Here is a 16498-nt window from a genome sequence, read left to right on the forward strand (position 1 = left end):
GTATTATTGATTATCATTCTCATTAAATATTAAAAATAATATCTCACCCTATTCCTTATACGAAGGCATAGAAACTGAGAAAAAATGATAAAACGTATTTATTGATTATCATTCTCAATGCAAATCAAAAAAAATAAACTATCTCTTCTCCTCTTCTTTCACCTCTTCCCATAACAACACTATAGTTATAGAAACCCCTTTTCCCTCACTTCCCTTCCAATATTTCCACAACTAAGTCAATCTTAGCCTACTCATAAATTTTTTGTCAACTATATTACGTATAAAATTTTTAACATCTGAATTTCTCTATATGCGGCTTTTTTTACAAAAAAGAGACTTTCTATTATAGAAAGTCTCTTTTCTCTATTTCTCTACAGCAATTTCCTGCTTTTGAAACTTAGAAACTATATAACCAAATCCTATACCGATTATGCCTGGAACTAACCAACCAATTCCTACACTATATAATGGAATCTTATCTAAAATAGGTGCTAGCGCTGCAATTTGAAGGTTTGCATTGTGTAATCCATCAAAGAAACTTATTGCAAATGCTCCTACAATCCCGCCCACATACATCGCTAATGGAAGACGAACGTAGTTTTCAACAAGTGATAATACGATAAGTACGATTCCAATTGGATAAATTGCGATTAAGATTGGTAATGCTAATGCATTTAACTGAGTTAACCCAAGGTTTGCTACCATAAATGCTAATACACAGAAAATGAAAACGACTTTTTGATAAGAAAGCTTTGGTAATAAGGAAGAGAAGTAATCACCACAAGCTGCAACAATACCTACAGAAGTTGTTAAACATGCTGCTGTAATTGCGATCCCTAATAATAAAGTTCCGTAGCTACCAAATAAATGATTCACGACATTTGTTAAAATAATTCCTCCGTTTGCACCCATTCCAAGTGACACACTAGAAGCTCCAAGATAAGCAAGTGCTAAATACACAAGTAGTAGACCAAGCGCTGCAATAAATCCTGCAAAGATTGTTACTTTTGCAATACTGTTTTTATTTGTAATGCCTTTTTCTTTTAACGCATGAATTACAACATTTCCGAATACCAGTGCTGCAAGTCCATCTAAAGTTAAATATCCATCAATAAATCCTTTGAAGAGAGGAGCACTATACGCTTCTGTTGGTGCACCAAATTCTCCAATTGGTGTAATAAGTGCTTTACCTACGATAATTGCAATAACAGCTAATAATATTGGAGTTAGCACCTTACCAATACGACCCACTAATTTCGAAGGATTTAAAGCTAAATAGAAAGTGACTGCAAAGAAAATAAGTGTAAAGATAACAAGTGGATATGACTGACCAGCTATCTCACTTGGTAAAAACGGTGCAACACTCATCTCATAAGCTACTGTTCCTGTACGCGGCACACTTACGAATACGCCTAAACATAAATAAATTGCAGTGATAAAAACAAGTGCGAATATAGGATGTACACGTCCTGCTAGCTCATTAATATCTCCCTTTAAAGCTATAACAATTACTCCTAATAAAGGTAGTCCAACGCCTGTTACGATAAAACCAAACAGCGCGATCCATACGTCCGTTCCAGCACCTTGCCCTAACGCTGGTGGAAAAATCATATTACCTGCACCAAAAAACAGTGCAAATAACATTAAACTTATTGCAAACATCTCTGAAAACTTTAAAGATGATTTCATTTCTACTAACCTCCTAAAATAATAAATTAACAAAATATTCTGAATTAAAATCCGTCACATATCCTCTTTCAAGCATACTTCCCCGTAAAAGAACGCAAAAAACACCCGTCCCTAACAAAGGGACGAGTGTTGAAATCGTGGTTCCACCCTTATTCTAATAAAATGAATTTATAACGAAATAAGCTCATTTTATAGCTCGTGTAAATTGATAACGGTTTTATCCGCCAAGAATTACAATGCATCATGTATGCAGTTCACTCTTGAAGTTTAGAGGTGGTAAGCTTGTCTTTTCGTATTAGGAAGCTCACAGCCTAAGGCTTCCCTCTCTGAGAATCGTAAAATACAACTCATGTCCTCATCATTACTTTTATAAAATATCTTGTCGAAACTTGTTGTTTTTTATTATATGGGCTATTTTTTAAAAAATCAATAGTTTTATTTTTTCTGACAAAAAAAATATAGGGAGAAAATTTTCCCTCCCTATAACTGCCCTATTAAAATTTCTAACTCTTCAGCTGTAACGCTCCGCCACTTTCCAACTTCAAGCTCATTTAGCTCTATATTCATAATGCGTACTCGCTTTAGCTTTATTACAGTAAACCCGAAAGCTCGACTCATTCTACGAATTTGCCTGTTCATTCCTTGCGTTAAAACAATACGAAATGTTGATTGATCGACTCTTGTCACTTTGCACGGCTTCGTCATTCCATCTTTAATCTTTACACCGCTGGACATCTCATCAATAAACCAGTCCGTAAAAGGTTTATCGACTGTGACAACATATTCCTTCTCGTGCTCATGATCACCATGTAAAATTCGATTCGCAATGCCGCCGTCATTCGTTAATAAGATAAGTCCTTCCGATGCTTTATCTAATCGTCCAACTGGAAAGATTCGCTCTGGATAATTGATATAATCAATAATATTATCTTCAATATGATCAGCTGCTGTACAAGTAATTCCGACTGGTTTATGAAAGGCTATGTACACCTTTTCTTTCTCTTCTTTTACAATAACTTGCCCATCAATCGTTACAACATCACCATCGCTCACAAGTTTACCGTGCGTACATATTTCACCATTAATAGCCACGCGTCCAGCTTTAATGAGGCGATCTGTTTCACGTCTGGAGCATGATTTTGCTTCGCTTATGTATTGGTTGATTTTCATGTTCTATTCCTTTTCACATATATTAAAAGCGTCAATCTATGGCAATATCATTCTGCCACGATTGACGCTTTTTCACTTCGCAAAAACAACTAAATAAATAACCCCAATCACCAAAAATATTCCGCAACAAGCTAACAATACTTTTGCAAGTTTGTCCATAAACATATAATGGTTTCCCCTTTGTTTCGTTGTTTTCTATTTTAATTCGACAACTGTTACGCCTAGGCCTCCCTCGCCCATGTCACCGTAACGGAAGGTTTTTACACCGCGATGCTTCTTCAAGTAATCTTGTACACCTTGGCGAAGTGCTCCTGTCCCCTTACCGTGAATAATTGATACGCGAGGATAGCTTGCAAGCTGGGCATCGTCTAAGTATTTCTCAACGCGCGCCATTGCATTTTCAAATCGTTCACCACGAAGGTCAAGTTCTAATGAAACGTGATAGTCTCTACCTTTTACCGTTGCAACTGCTTTTTTCTCTGTTTGCTTCGGTGTGTTAATGTATTCCATGTTAGATTCTTTTACTTTCATCTTCAGAATACCGATTTGTACGCTCCACTCAGTATCACTTACTTTTTCAAGTAATTGACCTTTTTGACCGAACGTTAATACTTTTACTTCATCACCTGCACGTAACTGTTGCTTCGGCGCAGTGTTTTTCACGTTTACTTTTTGTTTCTTAACAAGCTCTGGTGCTGCGCCTTCTAGACGGCTCTTCGCTTCAATTAACTCGTGATCTTTCACGTTTGCAAGCTGTGCTTTACGCAATTGACGAAGTTCTTGAATAATGCCTTCTGCTTCTTTCTTTGCGGCTTCGACTTTTTCTTCCCCTTCTTTTTGCGCTTTTAATAATCGTTCATCGCGATCTTCGTTAAATTCAATGATTTGACGTTGTAATTCACGATGAAGTTTTTCAGATTGTTTGCGAAGTGCTTCTGCTTCGTTCCAGTCACGCTCTGCGTTCTTCTGGCTTTCTTCTAACTTCGCAATCATATTTTCAATTTTATTCGTATCTGTACTAATGTGGTTGCGTGCTTGGTCAATAACGCGATCAGATAATCCAAGACGTTTCGAAATTTCAAAGGCATTACTACGGCCTGGTACACCGATTAATAATTTATAAGTTGGACTTAATGTATTTACATCAAACTCAACACTCGCATTAATAACTTGCTCACGGTTATATCCGTATGCTTTTAATTCTGGATAATGCGTCGTTGCAACAACGCGAGCACCGCGATTACATACTTCATCTAAAATCGAAATTGCTAGTGCAGCACCTTCTTGTGGGTCTGTTCCAGCACCTAATTCATCGAATAAAACTAAGCTTTCAAAATCAGCTTTTTCTAAAATATCAACGATGTTCACCATATGTGAGGAGAACGTACTTAAACTTTGTTCAATCGATTGCTCATCACCGATATCAGCAAATATATTTTTAAACACACAAATCTCTGACTCATCCATTACTGGAATGTGAAGACCAGATTGCGCCATTAAAACACAAATACCAACTGTTTTCAGCGTAACTGTTTTACCACCTGTATTCGGTCCTGTAATAACAATTGTCGTGAAATCTTTACCTAACATAATGTTATTTGGCACAATAATTTCTGGATCGATTAGCGGATGGCGAGCTTGTCTTAAATCCATATAACGCTCGTTATTTACGATTGGTTTCGTTGCTTTAATTCGCTTTGCATAAAAAGCTTTCGCAAAAATGAAATCAAGATTCGCAACTACTTCTACGTTTGATAAAACGATATCAGCTTCTACTGCCACTTCTTCTGTTAACATCAATAAGATGCGTTCGACTTCTTGTTTCTCTTTCACACGAGCTTCTTGCAGTGCGTTATTTAATTCTACAATGACTTGCGGTTCAATAAATAACGTTTGTCCAGAAGCTGATTGATCGTGAACAATACCACCATATACGCCGCGGTATTCTTGTTTTACTGGGATTACGTAACGTTCGTTACGAATCGTTACAATCGAGTCAGACAGCATCTTTTGCGCATTTGAAGAGCGCGTCATATTTTCTAATTTTTCACGAATACGGCTTTCCGCAGTACGAATTTGAGTACGAATACCACGCAGTTTATCACTTGCGCTATCGACTACTTCACCACCGTCACCGATACAATTTGTAATTTTCTTTTCTAAATCATATAAAGATACAATTTGAGCGACGTGAGTTTCTAAAATCGGAAGCTCGACACCGTTATCAGCCATATCTTCAATGAAACGTTTCATATTACGACTACCATACATCGTATTCGCAATATCAAGTAATTCATTTGGACTTAACATACTCCCAATTTTTGCACGCTTCACATTTGAGCGAATATCCGTAATACCACCTAATGGTGCACTACCTTTTAAACGAATAACTTTCGCTGCTTCATCCGTTGTATCTTGCATTTCTACAATTTCTTCAAAATCAGTGCTCGGCACTAAATGCTTCACTTTGTCACGGCCAAGTGAAGAGGCTGTATGTTCAAGTAATTGTTCTTTTACTTTATTGTATTCTAATACACGCAACGTTCTTTCTAACATGTTGCAGGTCCCCCTTGCGTTACTTATTACGTTTAATATAGTCTAATAAACGTTCAATATCCCATGTGTTAATCACGTTATCTTTTTGAATCCAACCTTTACGTGCTGCTGCTACACCTGTTTCCATATCTTCCAACATTTCAAGTGTATGAGCATCTGTATTAATCGCTACTTTTACACCAGCATCTTGTGCTTGTTTTAATAATTTCGCGCTTAAATCTAGACGGTTCGGATTCGCATTTAATTCTAAAACTGTATTTGTCTCTTTTGCGAGTTCAATTAATAAATCTGTATCTACATCATAACCCTCACGGCGCCCGAGAAGACGTCCTGTCGGATGAGCAATCATTGTGACATGTTTATTCTCAAGTGCAGTACGCAGACGCTTCATGATCGTTTCACGGTCTTGTGAGAAGCTAGAGTGAATTGCTCCAATGACATAGTCTAATTCTTCTAATACTTCATCATCAAAATCAAGCGAGGCATCTGGTAAAATGTCCATTTCAATTCCGCGTAAAATTGTAATGTCTGGATACTTTTCATTCATACGTTCAATTTCTTTCGCTTGCTCACGAAGACGCTCTTTCGTTAAACCATTCGCTACTTTTAAGTATTGCGAGTGATCAGTAATCGCCATAAACTTATATCCACGAGCACGGCACGCTTGTACCATTTCTTCAATAGAAAAAGCACCGTCACTCCAAGTTGTATGCATATGTAAATCACCTTGTATATCGGAAAACTGAATTAAGTTCGGATACTCTTTAATTAATTCAATTTCTTTTCCATCTTCACGCACTTCTGGCGGAATAAATGGTAGACCGAAATGAGCAAAGAAGTCTTCTTCAGTCTCAAATGTTTTCACTTCACCTGTTTCTAAGTTCTCTACACCGTACTCACTAATTTTCTCGCCTTTATCTTTTGCGATTTGACGCATTTTTACGTTATGGTCTTTTGATCCTGTGAAATGGTGAAGTGTTGTAATAAACTCTTCTGGTTTTACTAAGCGGAAATCGATTGAAATATCATATTCATATTGAAGACGAACAGAAACTTTCGTATCCCCACTTGCGATTACCTCAATCATATTATCGAATTGTAGTAAATGCTCACGTACCGCTGCTGGTTCTGTCGTTGCAATGATAAAATCTAAATCTTTCACTGTTTCACGAACACGGCGCAAACTACCAGCGCGAGAGAAACGAATTACTTCAGCAATATTCGACAATTTCTCCTCTATTTCCCCGGCAATAGGCAATACCATCGCAATTGGTAAACGCTCTGGACGAGAGCCTACTTGATCGATTGCTTCTAATATTTTCTCTTCTGTCTTCTTACCGAAACCAGCTAAAGCTTGTACTTTATTTTCCTCACAAGCAGCTTTTAACGTCTCCATATCAATAACGCCTAGCTCTTTATATAACTTAGCCACCTTTTTACCACCAAGACCTGGTAGTTTTAATAACGGCAATAAGCTACTCGGTACTTCTTTTTCAAGTTCTTGTAATACTTCAGATGTTCCCGATTCTATATATTCTTGAATAACGGCTGCTGTTCCTTTTCCGATGCCCGGAATCTTTGTGAAATCTTCAATCTCAGAAAGACTACGATCGTCACTTTCTAATGCTGCTGCCGCTTTACGAAATGCAGATATTTTAAATGGATTCGCACCCTTTAGTTCCATAAAAAGCCCGATTGTCTCTAATAATTTGATAACTTGTTTTTTATTTACTTTCATCATTACCCCGCCTTTCTTTCATAGAAAAAAACTTCTCTTTCCGAAAAAAGAGAAGTTATACTCTGCTACCTGTCTGCCATAGTTCCTTCACCTTTTCAGATAGAATCGGTGTATCGTCTACAATTATTTTGCTAATTGATGATTTTTGTAATGGTGTTTGTACTTGTTCAATCGGAAGAATGTTTCCAATGATAATTAAGACAAACAAAACAATATATACTTCTAAAAATCCGAGGATTGCCCCCGCAAACGCATTTACTTGCTTTAAAACCGGTATTTCTGCAAACATATTTAACAAATTACCAAGTAATGAAAGTGCTATTTTTGTAATAATAAACAATATGATAAACGCAAGCGCTTGATAAAATACTGTCTCAATATTATTTGCATCAATCCATTCTGGAACAGATACGTTTTTATCAAATGGATACGGAATAAATTTCGCAAGTGCTGGCGCTAAATCTTTACAGTACCAGTATGCAACAAGGTATGCGATAATAAAGCTTGTTAACTTTACAAGTTGCAGAATAAACCCTCTGCGTAAGCCGAGGAAAAATCCCATAACAAGCAGTAAAATGATAATAATATCAATCATGTTATTCCATTCCTTTTTTTGTCATACTTTCTTTCAATTTCTCATGTTCTTCTTTTAATTTTATGTAATCGTGTATGACGTTTACCGCCGTCAATACCGCTAGTCTACTCGTGTCAAGCGAAGGATTCTTGGCATTGAGTTCGCGCATTTTATCATCCACAATCGCTGCTACCATGCGGATATGACTTGTACTTTCATCGCCAACAACTGAATATTGCTGACCATAGATTTCTACATTAATTCGACTTTTCTTTCCCTTTTGTTGTGACAACTCACCGGCCTCCAATCACGTACAGAATCCTAAAGTTTATCATACCATGAACCTTCATAATATGGAAACAGAAAGAACAATCCGATATGATAAAAATAACAATATAAAAAAAGGGGCGACCATTATGTCAAATTCTATCGTAATTCAAACAAATTCTACAGTAATTGAAGACATGAAACAACAATATAAACATTCGCTTACCCCGAAAATTCCGCAAGGCGGTATCTTTATGGCTAAGGTGCCATCTTGCACGATTACAGCGTATAAATCTGGAAAAGTAATGTTCCAAGGAGGCCGCGCTGAAGCAGAAGCTTCTCGTTGGCAAACTGTCTCTCACGCGCCAAAAACAGCTGTAAAAAAATCTGTCGATTCCCATCGTTATGCGCCGCCTACTTCCATCAGTACAATGTCTATTGTAGGGTCTGATGAAGTTGGTACGGGAGATTTCTTTGGACCGATGACAGTCGTTGCTGTATATGTGGATGCGAAGCAAATTCCACTACTAAAAGAACTTGGTGTAAAAGACTCTAAAAACTTAAATGACGATCAAATTACCGCCATTGCGAAACAACTTCTACACGTTGTTCCTTACAGCTCTCTTGTCCTTCATAATGAAAAATATAACGAGCTATTTGATAAAGGAAACAACCAAGGTAAGTTAAAAGCCTTGCTACATAATAAAGCTATTACAAACTTATTAGCGAAAATGGCACCTACAAAACCTGAAGGCGTCTTAATTGATCAATTCACACAACCTGATACATACTATAAATATTTAGCAAAACAAAAACAGGTACAGCGTGAAAATGTTTATTTCGCCACGAAAGGTGAAAGCGTCCATTTAGCAGTAGCCGCTGCTTCTATTTTAGCTCGCTACTCATTCGTAAAACAGTTTGACGAACTAAGTAAAAAAGCTGGTATGCCACTTCCGAAAGGTGCTGGTAAACAAGTTGATATCGCTGCTGCTAAATTAATTCAAAAGCTTGGTAAAGAACGATTACCCGAGTTTGTGAAACTGCATTTCGCTAATACGGAGAAGGCGCTTCGCTTATTAAAATAGTATCGACAAAAACAGGAGCCTACAAACTCCTGTTTTTTGTTTCATCCTACTATTGTCCTTATAGTTTTGTTATAATTATAATATACAGATTATTCTAACATAGGAGGGGATCTACATTGCTACTTCTACAAATGATTCTAAATATTTTACTAGGCGATCCACACGAAAGACAGTTCGAAATTAGAGAAAACATTCATCTACTAAGTGAACAACCAGCGTTCAACGATTTAATAGAGCGTTATGGTCGATCTTTCTTATTAAACTTTCGGATTCGAAGATTTATCGGGAAACACGATGCACGCTTGTTAATACATAATCCAGCAAAACTACAACACTTCTGTGAAGAACTTGAATGTATGATTAGAAAAAGGAGGTTTTTCATATGAACGCTGTAAAAGTTAAAAAGGTACTATATGCTTTCGTACACCTCGTAGGCCCACTTTCTTACCTCACTATTTCTATCATTTGGGGAGCTTTTTTCACTACTAAATCCACATTCGAAAATATATCTGATAATCTTGGCGTGATGGCCATCTATTACGTGTTCATAAGTTTACTGTGGTTTTTCTATTTAGATCGATTAGACAAAGACATAAATAAGATTACAAAAGAAATTAACGATAATAAGATGTAACACATAACAAAGGAGAGCCCTTAAGACTCTCCTTTGTTATGTTAGCTTCGTTTCTGCTTCTTATTTGATGAAGATACTTTATGAGAACCTGTTTCATGTGTCGTCGTTCCTTGTCCTTCAACTTCTGGAGAACCTAGGCCCGATCTTGAATGATCTTTTTTCACTTTTTTACTCATTTATATTCACCCCTTCGCGTTACTTTTTGCTACGAGGGAATAAACTATACAATATGTAAAATAAAAAGCGAGAGGAAATCCTCTCGCTTTTTTTCATATTTTAGAATTCAGAAGAACCTGGAGTTCTTGGGAATGGAATTACGTCACGGATGTTAGCCATACCAGTGATGTACATTAGGAAGCGCTCGAAACCTAGACCGAATCCAGCGTGTTTTGTACCGCCGTATTTTCTAAGTTCTAAGTACCACCAGTAGTCCTCTTCGTTCATACCTAATTCTTTAATTCTGTCTACTAAAACGTCCATTCTTTCTTCACGTTGGCTTCCGCCGATTAATTCGCCGATGCCAGGAACTAGAAGGTCAGTAGCAGCTACTGTTTTACCGTCTTCATTTAAACGCATGTAGAATGCTTTAATGTCTTTCGGATAGTCAGTTACGAATACAGGGCGTTTGAAGATTTCTTCTGATAAGTATCTTTCGTGCTCTGTTTGTAAGTCAATTCCCCATTCTACTGGGTATTTGAAGTCAGCACCTGATTCTTGAAGCACTTTAATTGCTTCTGTATATGTGATGCGACCGAAGTCAGAGTTGATTACGTTGTTCATGCGCTCTAGAACTGTTTTATCAACGAAGCTGTTGAAGAATTCCATTTCTTCTGGTGCATGCTCTAATACGTATTTCATTGCATATTTCAGCATATCTTCTGTAAGGTTCATTACGTCACCTAGTTCAGCGAATGCAATCTCAGGCTCAACCATCCAGAACTCAGCAGCGTGACGAGTTGTGTTTGAGTTTTCTGCACGGAATGTAGGTCCGAATGTGTATACATCACGGAATGCTAATGCATAAGCTTCAGCGTTCAGCTGTCCACTTACTGTTAAGTTTGTTTCTTTACCGAAGAAGTCTTTTGACTCATCAACTTTTCCGTCTTCACCTTTTGGTAGGTTATTTAAATCTTGCGTTGTTACGCGGAACATTTCGCCAGCACCTTCTGTATCACTACCAGTGATGATTGGTGTGTGGACATGTACGAATCCACGCTCTTGGAAGAATTGGTGAATCGCAAATGCTGCGATAGAACGTACGCGGAACGTTGCAGAGAATGCATTTGTTCTTGGACGTAAGTGAGCGATTGTACGTAAGTATTCAAACGTATGACGCTTCTTTTGAAGTGGGTAATCAGAATCTGATAAGCCCTCGATATCAATTTTTTCTGCTTTAATTTCAAATGGTTGCTTCGCTCCCGGCGTTGCAATTACTTTACCTTCTACTTTAACTGAAGAGCTAAGTGGAAGTTTTGCAATTTCTTTGAAGTTCTCTAATTCTGTATCGAAAACGATTTGAACGCTTTTAAAGAAGCTACCGTCGTTTAATTCGATGAAACCAAATGCTTTTGAATCACGTAAGTTACGAATCCACCCTGATACTTGTACTGTTTGATCTGCATACTTTTCTGTATCTCTATACAGACTTTTTACTAATGTGTTTTCCATAGTGAAATTCTCCTTTGCTCATATATTTAAATACAAAAAAACCTTTCATCCATAAAGGGACGAAAGGTTAAACTTCGCGGTACCACCCAATTTGTCATAAAGACCAACTTTAACTCGTATGTAATACATACTTCCCGGTTTGTAACAGGCCGGATTCCCGTCTAAGTCTACTCTTGAATACAAAATTCAATTTCGGTTAGCAACTCCAAGGTGTTCTTCACATATACCGCCTCATCAGGCTCTCACCGTCCCTGACTCGCTTTGGATTATAGTATATACTACTTTTCCTTATCATCGTCTTTCATTTTGTTAAACTAAAATTAATGTACTACATTCGAGAGAAAGATGCAAGGTGTCGGAAAATATATGAGCGATTTTTGTAATATATCGACTTACCGACAGTGTCCGACAACCAATCCAATAAAAAAATTGCCGGAATGAATCCGGCAATTTTCTAATTACTTACGTAACTCCGCACCGAATTTCGCTTCTACCGTTGTTAGTACACGGTTATGTGCTTCTGTTACTTCTTCGTCTGTTAATGTACGTTCTGCATCGAAGTAAGTCATAGAGAATGCAAGTGATTTCTTGCCTTCTTCCATTTTTTCACCTTCGTATAAGTCGAATAGTGTTACGTCTTTCAGAAGTTCTCCGCCAGCTTCAGCAATGACTTGCTTCATTTCACCAGCTTTTGTTTCTTTTGTTACTACAACAGCCATGTCACGTGTCATAGATGGGAAACGTGGAATTGCTGAGTAGTAAGTTTCCTCAGCGTCTGCACCGAATACTTTTACAAGAGATAATTCAAATACGAATGTATTTTTCACATCTAATTGTTTTTCTGCTTCTGGGTGCAATTGACCGATGAAACCAATTACTTCGCCATCTAATACGATGTCAGCTGTACGGCCTGGGTGCATACCTTCACGTTTTGCTGGTGCATATGTGATTTGATTTGAAACGCCAAGCACGTCGAATAGTCCTTCTAGTACACCTTTCACAACGAAGAAGTCTACTACTTTCTTCTCACCTTGCCATGCATGGTGAAGAGCAAGACCTGTCATAACACCTGCAAGATGTTGTTCTTCTTTCGGAAGTTCTCCTTCTTCTGTCGGTAAGAAGATAGAACCTACTTCGTATAAAGCAACGCTGTCGTTTTTACGAGCGACATTGTATGAAACTGCTTCTAGTAATTGCGGTACTAAGCTTAAACGAAGTTGGCTACGTTCTTCACTCATTGGAAGTGCAAGACCTACAGGCGCCTTTTCGTTTGGCTCAACCATATATTGTTTCGCTTTGTCAGCGCTTGTTAATGAATACGTAATTGCTTCATATAAACCAGCACCCTCTAAGAAGCGGCGTACTTTACGACGTTTCGTTTGTGCTGATGTTAATTTACCACGAGTCATCGTTCCAGAAGGTAATGTAACTGGAATGTGGTCATAACCGTATAGACGGCCCACTTCTTCTACTAAGTCTTCTGAAATTGTAATATCAGGACGACGTGCTGGTACATTTACATGGAATGTTCCTTCTACTTCTGTAAATGGGAATTTCAAGTTTGTGAACATTGTACCCATTTCACTCGCAGAAATATTTGTACCTAATACACGGTTTACTTTTTCAGCAGTAACAGATACTGTACGCTCTTGTACTTGTAAGTTGTCAGCTTCTACTACACCTTCAAGTGCTTCACCGCCAGCATATTTCGCCATTAAAGCAGCTGCGTGTTGAATTGCTTCAAATGTACGTGTTGGATCGATTCCTTTTTCGAAACGTGCACTTGATTCACTACGAAGACCTAAGTCTTTTGATGTACGACGTACTGTTTGACCTGCAAAGTATGCAGACTCAATTAGAACGTTTACTGTCTCATTTGTAACTTCAGAATCCGCCCCGCCCATTACACCAGCAACAGCTAAAGCTTTCGTGCCGTTTGTAATTACAAGATGGTGGCTTTGTAATGTACGCTCTTGATCATCTAACGTTTCAATTTTTTCGCCTTCTTTTGCAAGACGAACAACGATTTCTTTTGAACCTAATTTATCGTAATCGAATGCATGTAACGGTTGACCGTATTCCATTAAAATGTAGTTTGTAATATCAACTACGTTGCTAATTGGACGAATGCCAGCTGCCATAAGACGAGTTTGCATCCACATTGGTGACGGACCAATCTTTACGTTTTTAACCATTTTTGCAATGTATAATGGGTTTTCTTCTTTCGCTTCTACGCTTACAGAAATATAATCAGAAGTTTTTTCTGCTGTTTCTTGTAAGTCGATAGCTGGAAGTTTTACTTCACGGCCATAAATAGCAGCTACTTCGTAAGCAACACCTAACATGTTTAAGCAATCTGCACGGTTTGGTGTTAAGCCAAGCTCAAGTACTTCATCGTGTAAGTTTAAAATTTCAAGTGCATCTGCACCAACTTCAGCGTCACTTGGGAAGATGAAGATACCATCTGCGTATTCTTTTGAAACTAACTTTCCATCAATACCAAGCTCTTGAAGAGCACAAACCATACCGTGAGAAGCTTCACCGCGTAGTTTTGCTTTTTTGATTTTGAAGTTACCAGGAAGTACAGCTCCAACTTTTGCAACTGGTACTTTTAAACCTTTTGCAATGTTAGCAGCTCCACAAATAATTTGAACTGGCTCTTCTTCACCGATATCGATTAAGCATTTGCTTAATTTATCAGCTTCTGGGTGTTTTTCACATTCTAATACGTGACCAACTACAACACCTTTTACACCTTTATTTAATACTTCAACGCCTTCTACTTCAATACCACTTTTCGTGATTTTGTCTGCTAGTTCTTGTGCTGTTACATCTTTAATATCTACATACTCTTGTAACCAACGATATGATACGAACATATTTATCCTCTCCTTCCCTTACGCTCGTTTGAATTGTTGTAAGAAACGTACATCATTTGTATAGAAATGACGAATGTCATCTACTCCGTATTTCAACATTGCGATACGCTCTGCGCCCATACCGAATGCGAAACCTTGATATTCTTTTGAATCATAACCAGCCATTTCAAGTACGTTCGGGTGAACCATACCTGCGCCTAGAATTTCAATCCAGCCAGTTCCTTTACAAGTGCCGCAACCTTTGCCGTGACACATCATACAAGAAATATCCATCTCTACAGATGGCTCTGTGAATGGGAAGAAACTTGGACGAAGACGGATTTCACGATCTTCACCGAACATCTTTTTCACGAATACTTGCAGTGTACCTTTTAAGTCACTCATACGAATGTTTTTATCAATTACAAGACCTTCAATTTGCATGAACTGATGTGAATGCGTCGCATCGTCGTCATCACGGCGATACACTTTACCAGGACAAATAATTTTGATTGGGCCTTTTTCTTTATTATTTTCCATCGTACGTGCTTGCACAGAAGATGTATGTGTACGTAGTAACGTTTCTTCTGTAATGTAGAATGTATCTTGCATATCACGCGCTGGGTGATCTTTCGGTAAGTTTAGTGCTTCGAAGTTGTAGTAGTCTTTTTCTACTTCTGTTCCTTCAGCTACTTCATAACCCATACCGATGAATACATCTTCAATTTGCTCAACAACAGCTGTTAACGGATGGTGACAACCTGTTTCAACAGGACGACCTGGCAGTGTAACATCGATTGTTTCAGTAGCTAATTTCGCTTCGATTACTGCTTTTTCTAAGTTACTAATTTTGTCATCTAAACGCGTTTGAATCGCTTCACGCACTTCATTTACTAATGCTCCCATACGTGGACGCTCTTCTGCTGACAATTTTCCCATGCCGCGTAATACTTCTGTAATTGGGCTTTTTTTTCCTAAATACGCTACGCGTACGTCGTTTAAGCCCTTTAGCTCTTTCGCTTCTTCAATAAGCTCTAACGCTTTTTGCTTTAGCTCTTTTAAACGTGCTTCCATTTTGGAACCCTCCTAATTTTAAAAATAAAAAAACCTCGCTCCCAAAAAGGGACGAGGTAAATTCGCGGTACCACCCTAAATTGACAGAACAAGTCTGCCCACTCATTAGTTATAACGATCAATTCTGACCGGAACGCCTTTACATATACATGGTCCTGGCGTCAACTCCAGAGGTGAATTCACTTCCGTCTACCATAAGAATGCTTTCAGTCTACGGCACTCTCTCCCTATATGGCGATTTTGTAAGTTACTCTTCTCTATCAACGTTTTTCGTTATTTAACTTTTAATATAATGTACTTCAACTTATTATAAGAAGTTTTTTATTTGTTCGCAACCGGGCTTTGCAAATAATACGTTAAAATCCCTGCTGCAACCGCAACATTTAATGATTCTGCCCCGCCGTAAATCGGAATATACAAGTTTTGATCCGTTTTTGCAAGAATTTCTTGGCGTACGCCATTTCCTTCATTTCCTACAATTAATGCAAAACTGCCAGCCGGCGTTACTTCACCATACGGAACTCCATTTTCAAGAGCTGTTCCATATACAGGAACGTTGTTTTCTTTTAACTTATCTACCCATTCTTCTAAGTTCCCTTTTACAATTGGTAAGTGGAAAATAGAGCCTTGTGTAGAGCGGAGTACTTTACTATTGTAAACATCAACACAACCTTCTCCAAGCACAACGGCGTGAATACCAGCTGCATCAGCTGTACGAATAATTGTTCCTAAATTACCTGGGTCTTGCAGGCCATCTAATAAAAGGAATTTCCCATCAGTAAGAGCTACTTCTTTCTCATGCTTCTCACAAACAGCAAATACACCTTGTGTCGTTTCTGTTTCACGAAGTATTTTGACAATCGCCTCAGGTACGATATACATTTCCACATCATTAACTGTCCAATCTTTCGGAAGGTCTGTCTGATCTGAAACGATAAGTTCTGTTACAATTCCTGCCTTCAAAGCTTCCTCGACTAAGTGGAATCCTTCTACAAAAAATAAACCTTTTTTATCGCGTTCTTTTTTCGTTTGCAGCTTTTTCCACTGCTTTACACGCGGATTTTGTACTGAATCAATGTTTTTCATAATATGTATTTCCCTCTCTTCTTGTCTTATCATTATAGCCTATTTTTCATACATATTTACATAAAAAAGAACAAAAACTAACGTCAGTTTCAATTCTGA

14 protein-coding genes and 3 other annotated features are annotated in these 16498 nt (G+C 37.9%); of the genes, 3 read left to right on the top strand and 11 right to left on the bottom strand.

The window, feature by feature from the left end:
- Positions 1-363 precede the first annotated feature (363 nt).
- From brnQ6 to zapA, 6 genes are all read right to left on the bottom strand, one after another.
- Complete coding sequence (brnQ6, locus tag GBN78_RS00005; protein ID WP_000842650.1) at positions 364-1689, bottom strand: branched-chain amino acid transport system II carrier protein BrnQ6; 1326 nt, start codon at positions 1687-1689, stop codon at positions 364-366.
- Between the two features lie 115 nt (positions 1690-1804).
- Positions 1805-2060, bottom strand: a binding site (T-box leader).
- A 109-nt stretch (positions 2061-2169) separates the two neighbouring features.
- Positions 2170-2859 carry a 23S rRNA pseudouridine(2604) synthase RluF gene (locus GBN78_RS00010; protein ID WP_098300126.1) on the bottom strand — a complete coding sequence of 230 codons (690 nt, stop codon included), beginning with the start codon at positions 2857-2859 and terminating at the stop codon, positions 2170-2172.
- A gap of 195 nt (positions 2860-3054) precedes the next feature.
- Entirely contained in the window at positions 3055-5415 is a 2361-nt protein-coding gene (locus tag GBN78_RS00015; protein WP_000893716.1) for an endonuclease MutS2, read from the bottom strand.
- A gap of 19 nt (positions 5416-5434) precedes the next feature.
- A complete protein-coding gene (gene polX / locus GBN78_RS00020) occupies positions 5435-7153 on the bottom strand; it encodes a DNA polymerase/3'-5' exonuclease PolX (protein ID WP_000867517.1) in 1719 nt (572 codons plus the stop codon).
- Between the two features lie 55 nt (positions 7154-7208).
- A complete protein-coding gene (locus tag GBN78_RS00025) occupies positions 7209-7748 on the bottom strand; it encodes a CvpA family protein (RefSeq protein WP_000565412.1) in 540 nt (179 codons plus the stop codon).
- A 1-nt stretch (position 7749) separates the two neighbouring features.
- A complete protein-coding gene (gene zapA, locus GBN78_RS00030; RefSeq protein WP_000082701.1) occupies positions 7750-8019 on the bottom strand; it encodes a cell division protein ZapA in 270 nt (89 codons plus the stop codon).
- A 124-nt stretch (positions 8020-8143) separates the two neighbouring features.
- Between zapA and rnhC the strand changes: the two genes are divergently transcribed.
- The 3 genes from rnhC (at position 8144) to GBN78_RS00045 (ending at position 9713) form a co-directional block, all read left to right on the top strand.
- Positions 8144-9079 carry a ribonuclease HIII gene (gene rnhC / locus GBN78_RS00035; RefSeq protein ID WP_016118699.1) on the top strand — a complete coding sequence of 312 codons (936 nt, stop codon included), beginning with the start codon at positions 8144-8146 and terminating at the stop codon, positions 9077-9079.
- 116 nt (positions 9080-9195) lie between these two features.
- On the top strand, positions 9196-9465 hold the full coding sequence (locus tag GBN78_RS00040; protein ID WP_128267133.1) for a hypothetical protein: 270 nt from the start codon (positions 9196-9198) through the stop codon (positions 9463-9465).
- On the top strand, positions 9462-9713 hold the full coding sequence (locus tag GBN78_RS00045) for a hypothetical protein (RefSeq protein ID WP_000994758.1): 252 nt from the start codon (positions 9462-9464) through the stop codon (positions 9711-9713). Before GBN78_RS00040 ends, GBN78_RS00045 begins: the two co-directional genes overlap by 4 nt.
- A gap of 41 nt (positions 9714-9754) precedes the next feature.
- Here GBN78_RS00045 and GBN78_RS00050 read toward each other — a convergent pair whose 3' ends face one another.
- From GBN78_RS00050 to GBN78_RS00070, 5 genes are all read right to left on the bottom strand, one after another.
- Complete coding sequence (locus GBN78_RS00050; protein ID WP_000039590.1) at positions 9755-9889, bottom strand: YuzL family protein; 135 nt, start codon at positions 9887-9889, stop codon at positions 9755-9757.
- 100 nt (positions 9890-9989) lie between these two features.
- Positions 9990-11381: an asparagine--tRNA ligase gene (gene asnS, locus GBN78_RS00055; RefSeq protein ID WP_000432177.1), complete on the bottom strand. Its 1392-nt coding sequence runs from the start codon at positions 11379-11381 to the stop codon at positions 9990-9992.
- A gap of 52 nt (positions 11382-11433) precedes the next feature.
- Positions 11434-11685 (bottom strand) — a binding site (T-box leader).
- A gap of 154 nt (positions 11686-11839) precedes the next feature.
- Positions 11840-14260, bottom strand: a complete 2421-nt coding sequence (pheT, locus tag GBN78_RS00060) for a phenylalanine--tRNA ligase subunit beta (protein ID WP_000498190.1) — start codon at positions 14258-14260, stop codon at positions 11840-11842.
- Between the two features lie 18 nt (positions 14261-14278).
- Positions 14279-15313, bottom strand: a complete 1035-nt coding sequence (pheS, locus tag GBN78_RS00065; protein ID WP_152126851.1) for a phenylalanine--tRNA ligase subunit alpha — start codon at positions 15311-15313, stop codon at positions 14279-14281.
- A gap of 44 nt (positions 15314-15357) precedes the next feature.
- Positions 15358-15586, bottom strand: a binding site (T-box leader).
- Between the two features lie 48 nt (positions 15587-15634).
- Positions 15635-16432, bottom strand: coding sequence for a TrmH family RNA methyltransferase (locus GBN78_RS00070; protein ID WP_001986644.1), 798 nt, complete (start codon positions 16430-16432; stop codon positions 15635-15637).
- Between the last annotated feature and the right edge of the window lie 66 nt (positions 16433-16498).

The sequence above is a fragment of the Bacillus sp. B2-WWTP-C-10-Post-4 genome (assembly GCF_009183805.1).
In the GTDB taxonomy this organism is placed as follows: domain Bacteria; phylum Bacillota; class Bacilli; order Bacillales; family Bacillaceae_G; genus Bacillus_A; species Bacillus_A cereus.

What these genes read in the sequence shown, in the direction of transcription:
- asnS (WP_000432177.1), bottom strand. Translation starts at nt 11,381, where the DNA reads ATGGAAAACACATTAGTAAAAAGTCTGTATAGAGATACAGAAAAGTAT.
- GBN78_RS00050 (WP_000039590.1), bottom strand. Translation starts at nt 9,889, where the DNA reads ATGAGTAAAAAAGTGAAAAAAGATCATTCAAGATCGGGCCTAGGTTCT.
- GBN78_RS00010 (WP_098300126.1), bottom strand. Translation starts at nt 2,859, where the DNA reads ATGAAAATCAACCAATACATAAGCGAAGCAAAATCATGCTCCAGACGT.
- brnQ6 (WP_000842650.1), bottom strand. Translation starts at nt 1,689, where the DNA reads ATGAAATCATCTTTAAAGTTTTCAGAGATGTTTGCAATAAGTTTAATG.
- rnhC (WP_016118699.1), top strand. Translation starts at nt 8,144, where the DNA reads ATGTCAAATTCTATCGTAATTCAAACAAATTCTACAGTAATTGAAGAC.
- GBN78_RS00070 (WP_001986644.1), bottom strand. Translation starts at nt 16,432, where the DNA reads ATGATAAGACAAGAAGAGAGGGAAATACATATTATGAAAAACATTGAT.
- pheT (WP_000498190.1), bottom strand. Translation starts at nt 14,260, where the DNA reads ATGTTCGTATCATATCGTTGGTTACAAGAGTATGTAGATATTAAAGAT.
- GBN78_RS00015 (WP_000893716.1), bottom strand. Translation starts at nt 5,415, where the DNA reads ATGTTAGAAAGAACGTTGCGTGTATTAGAATACAATAAAGTAAAAGAA.
- GBN78_RS00045 (WP_000994758.1), top strand. Translation starts at nt 9,462, where the DNA reads ATGAACGCTGTAAAAGTTAAAAAGGTACTATATGCTTTCGTACACCTC.
- polX (WP_000867517.1), bottom strand. Translation starts at nt 7,153, where the DNA reads ATGAAAGTAAATAAAAAACAAGTTATCAAATTATTAGAGACAATCGGG.
- pheS (WP_152126851.1), bottom strand. Translation starts at nt 15,313, where the DNA reads ATGGAAGCACGTTTAAAAGAGCTAAAGCAAAAAGCGTTAGAGCTTATT.
- GBN78_RS00025 (WP_000565412.1), bottom strand. Translation starts at nt 7,748, where the DNA reads ATGATTGATATTATTATCATTTTACTGCTTGTTATGGGATTTTTCCTC.